The following is a 4,108-nucleotide window of genomic DNA, read 5'->3' on the forward strand; positions in this document are numbered from 1 at the left end:
CCCACATCATCACCCAGCCACGATGCGGCCTCCTTGATCCATCCTTGGATGATCTTGTTGCTCTTTGGCCCGGGGACTTCACAAACGCCACGATACTTGAGCGCGGCCTGATAGATGCGTTGATTGGCAGTCATGATGTTTAGGATGTATGGGCCTCCAGCAGGTCTCGGGTGATCAACCCGGCTTAAGCAGACCCGCCGAAGGCCCTTTGTATGTGGGGTGATTAATTGCGGACGTTGACGGTGCTCAGCATGAAGGCCACGCGGTAGCCGTAATCAGGAATGCGCTCTGCGAGCTGCATGCAGCCAGGGCCGTCGGCCTCAGCATGTGAGACTGTCACCGGTTTCACATTGACCGGCTGCTTCGCTTCCAGCGGCTGCGGTATGATGATGGCGCTCTTGATGATCGCCGCGCCCTCTTGAATGATCAGCGCATCTCCCTGCTTGATGGCACCGCGTGCCACTGCGGCTTGCAGGCCCAGCTCTGCGAGGCTGAAGACTTTGACGCTGGTCGGATCTGCGGGATTGGTCACGATGGCCAGGCCGCGCTGAATGGCGACGTTGTCACCCGGTGTGATCTTGCCTTTGGCAGCGGCCACATTGAGACCCAGCTCAGCCAGCGCCACGGTGGCCTGTCCTGCGTTGGAGGCCATGAAGGCAGTGAATGGAGCGCACGAACTCAGCATCAGCATGCTTACGCAGCCAATCAGCAGCAGCGGGCTCTTGGGAATGTTCGTGCCTTTGAAGACGGCACCCAGCGCCTGCCAGTTGTTGAGGCCGTTTCCCTTCGCGGTGCTGAAGCGCAGGACGCCCGCAAGCAGGATGATGATCCACAAGACGTACCGCTCATAAGCAGGCGGCAGGGCCTTGGTCACGGCCTCTTGAATCGCAGGATCAATGTCCTGCGCAAAAGCACAGGGGACGGCGGCAAGGCACAGGAGAGAGAGCAGAAGCAGTTTCATGATGGGCGGTGTGATGTGGCGTTGATGAAGCCACCCGCCGCGATGAGCGGCCCCCAGCTGAACCCCCCAAGGCCAGCCAGAGACCGCCCACCAGCATGCAAAGGCCCAACAACGAGCCATGACACAGGTAGCGGCCTGCACAGTGCGTGCAGCCCGCCTGCATTCACCGCGCCCAGTGGGACGAGTGCGCAACAAGGAGGCGCGACATCAGGGCACAAAAAAGCCGCGCAGGAATGCGCGGCTTTGCTCACCGAATGTGGCTCTCGGTTTACTTTTCAGTCACCCATTTTGCAGCCTCAGTCAGGCTTGTGGCATAAATGGAAGGCTGTGCGACACCACCTTTTTTGACAAGATACAAGGACAGCACCATCTCGGTTTCAGCCTTGTTGGTCCATTTCAATCCTTTCACCACCGCGTCTTCATAACCGGGGGCAAAGCGGTCGGTGCTGTTCAGCGGAAAAAGGAACTCATTTTTATACTGCTGCAGCTTTCGGCCAGCCTTCCGCAGGGCAGACACCTGGGGATCTTTGCTGCCTCCAATGCCCCAGACCTGACACAGTAAACTGTCGCCATCTTCCGCTACAATTTTGATGTACCTGCGAACCTCTGAACGGCGCACATTTTCAAGCTGCTCCGGGTTTGGAGATCCTGCGGCCACCGCACTCGCGGCGGGTGTGGATGGAGGGACGTAATTGCATGCCTGCCGCACTTCTGGAGGCATGTCATCCAGGCTGATCGTCTCCATGCCTTCCTGATGGGTGAACGTGACATCCGTTTTGGTGAACCTCATGATCTGGACCTCTGAATAGCTCTTCAGTGACATCGTGATCAGCATGCGATACCGTCCCGGCACACCACGTGTCTGGATGGCTTTAGGACTGACTTGTCGCAATTGCGTTTGGGCCTCAGCCATTGGAGCGGAGGCGATGATGAGACACAGGACTTTCAGCAGTGTTTTCATAGATGGGTTGTTTATCTGAGGTTCTTGGTGATTTGGGCAACGGGATAGATCAAGGCAAATGACTCACGCGGGTACTGCATCGGCTGGTAAACCGGGTTATAGCTGCTCAGGGTGATGGTGTCCGCGCTCTTCTGGTAGAGTTTGATCATGACATCCCCACCGTGCTGATCGTCCAGCCGGGCGAGCACCACGTCACCATTGCAAGGCGTATGCGAGGGGTAAATGATCGCCGTGTCTCCCGCATCATATTTGGGGGACATGCTGTCCCCGCTGAGCTTCACGGCAAAGGCCTTGGGATCTTTGCAGTTGATCGCCAGCACACCCTCTCCGGCATAACCGTCATCCGTCCACGTCATTGAGGGGCCGCATTCTGCCAGTGACAGCAGCGGCACAAATTTAGCCGTCATGCCCGGGGGAAGATGGATGTCAGGGATTGCACCAAAAGTGCCGCCTGAAGGACTTCGATCGACAAGATGATCTGAACCGCGCATCAGCTCTTCCACGTCGATCCCAAGAATGTTTGCTGCCTTGATGGCCATCTTTTCGCCCATCTGGCTGCGCCCCTCCTCGATGTTCAAATACGTACCAACATCGGAATACCCCATCGCCTTAGCGAGTTGAGCAGGCGTCATGCCTTTGGCTTCGCGGGCCTGCCTCAGTTTGGCACGTGCTCCGGTTACATAGTGCGCGGCATCTTCGCGAACCATAGTTTCCCTCTGCTCATGGAAGGTTAACAACTTTGACAGCGTGGAGTCGTCATCAGCCTCTTTGTATCCACGCTCAAGCATGGAAACATATTTTCCCGTTACTCCCAAAAGTTTCCCCATTTCCTCCTGATTCAGTTGCAGGCGTTGTCTCAAGTTCTTTAAACGGGTCGAAATATTTTCCATTGGGAAACTAAATTGTGTTGACGGATGAAAACAGGGAAACTAAGTTGTCATTAGTCAACCAAGTTACCATGCCGACACCCATTGACAACAAATTTTCCAAGGCGGCCAAGATCGCCCTCATCAACCTCGACCTCACCGTCGTCGAGCTAGCGCACAAACTGAAACGCCCGCGCCAGACAGTCAGCGCCGTCGTGAACGGTTCTCATCGCTTTCCCAAGCTGCGCAAGCTCGTCGCCAAACAACTCAAATGTGCCGCCTGATGCACCCTTTGATTCCAGACTTCATTCGGCATGCCTTCACCGGCATCGAGCAGATGACTGCGGCTCAACGCGCAGATCATTACGAAGCGGCGGCGGTCCTGCTCCAAGCCCACAGCAAAGAAGAAGCCGATGCCGCCATGCAAACGGCCACAGCCATCCGCAAGGCTGAGGGGCTGCAATTGGTCTTCATCAATCTTCTCAACTCCGAAGGGAGGGCCGCGTGATGAGCACTCTCTATCCACCCGTCCCACAGCTCGTCGGCTCTCGCCCACAGTTCAAATACAGCGCCCAATGGTCGGAGTGCCGCATCATCCATGAGCACAACTGCATGGACACACGCCTGCTCATTGTCGGAGATCCTGACTGCGGCGGTTATGAGTGGGTCATCCTCACCAGTGGCAAGGTGGAATCTCACTCCAATGATGGCTACGGCATCAGCGAAGTGGCCCTTCGTGATGGCCTGATCGAAGCCTTTAAAGACTGCTTCACGTCACCCGAGGCCAAGCCTGTTATTTCATCCAATGTGGCGGTTGCTGCGGTTTCTCTTCAGCGTGCTCGTCGAGCGGAATCAGAACTTCTGCGGCCAGTACGTCAATGCGTAACGGCCACACTTCAAGAAGAAGCCATCGCAGAGCCTCATACCGCGTCGGATGAACCGTCCAAGTCGCAAGCTGCAACGGGATCACCATCATTTCAGCCCCAAGAAAACGCAGACAAACCCACCACATCTGCTCCGGCGTCAGCTCAGGCCATGTGCCAAAGCGAATCCATTGCAGGCATGCCTGATCAATCTCTGGACGGCACCATTCTTCATACGCCCGAAATGCCGCAGGCATCATCTCTTCAGGGCAGTGGGCAAAATTCTTCAACGGCTGGCTCACACTCTCCAGCTCGCGGTTCATTTCAGTCCAAAAAGCATTCATCCGCCCACCATGGCGACGCCTGCGGAGACATCAACTGTGACGGCCAATGCGATGACCGCGCTCCGCTGATCATCCTCATTGACGCATGCGCCTCGGTCGATGCGGCCCGCAGT

Annotated in this window: 5 protein-coding genes and 1 pseudogene; 3 read left to right on the forward strand and 3 right to left on the reverse strand. The window is 56.4% G+C overall.

Features of this window, described 5'->3' with window-relative positions:
• Positions 1-223 precede the first annotated feature (223 nt).
• The 3 genes from ACIREA_RS27840 to ACIREA_RS27850 all read right to left on the reverse strand — a co-directional run bounded on the left by ACIREA_RS27840 (position 224) and on the right by ACIREA_RS27850 (position 2,812).
• The gene (locus ACIREA_RS27840; protein ID WP_397385588.1) at positions 224-961 is read right to left on the reverse strand and encodes a hypothetical protein; all 738 of its coding nucleotides are present in this window, start codon (positions 959-961) and stop codon (positions 224-226) included.
• 268 nt (positions 962-1,229) lie between these two features.
• A complete protein-coding gene (locus tag ACIREA_RS27845; protein ID WP_397385589.1) occupies positions 1,230-1,922 on the reverse strand; it encodes a hypothetical protein in 693 nt (230 codons plus the stop codon).
• 11 nt (positions 1,923-1,933) lie between these two features.
• Positions 1,934-2,812 (reverse strand): S24 family peptidase, encoded by an 879-nt coding sequence (locus ACIREA_RS27850; RefSeq protein ID WP_397385590.1) that lies wholly within the window; start codon positions 2,810-2,812, stop codon positions 1,934-1,936.
• 68 nt (positions 2,813-2,880) lie between these two features.
• Here ACIREA_RS27850 and ACIREA_RS27855 point away from each other — a divergent pair, with 68 nt between their 5' ends.
• The 3 genes and pseudogenes from ACIREA_RS27855 to ACIREA_RS27865 all read left to right on the forward strand — a co-directional run.
• Complete coding sequence (locus tag ACIREA_RS27855; RefSeq protein WP_397385591.1) at positions 2,881-3,072, forward strand: hypothetical protein; 192 nt, start codon at positions 2,881-2,883, stop codon at positions 3,070-3,072.
• 8 nt (positions 3,073-3,080) lie between these two features.
• Positions 3,081-3,296, forward strand: coding sequence for a hypothetical protein (locus ACIREA_RS27860; protein ID WP_397385592.1), 216 nt, complete (start codon positions 3,081-3,083; stop codon positions 3,294-3,296).
• A pseudogene (locus tag ACIREA_RS27865) lies at positions 3,296-4,108 on the forward strand (hypothetical protein); the annotation flags it as partial. The gene ACIREA_RS27860 and the pseudogene ACIREA_RS27865, both read left to right, overlap by 1 nt.

The sequence above is a fragment of the Prosthecobacter sp. genome (assembly GCF_044373815.1).
Classification (GTDB): domain Bacteria; phylum Verrucomicrobiota; class Verrucomicrobiia; order Verrucomicrobiales; family Verrucomicrobiaceae; genus Prosthecobacter.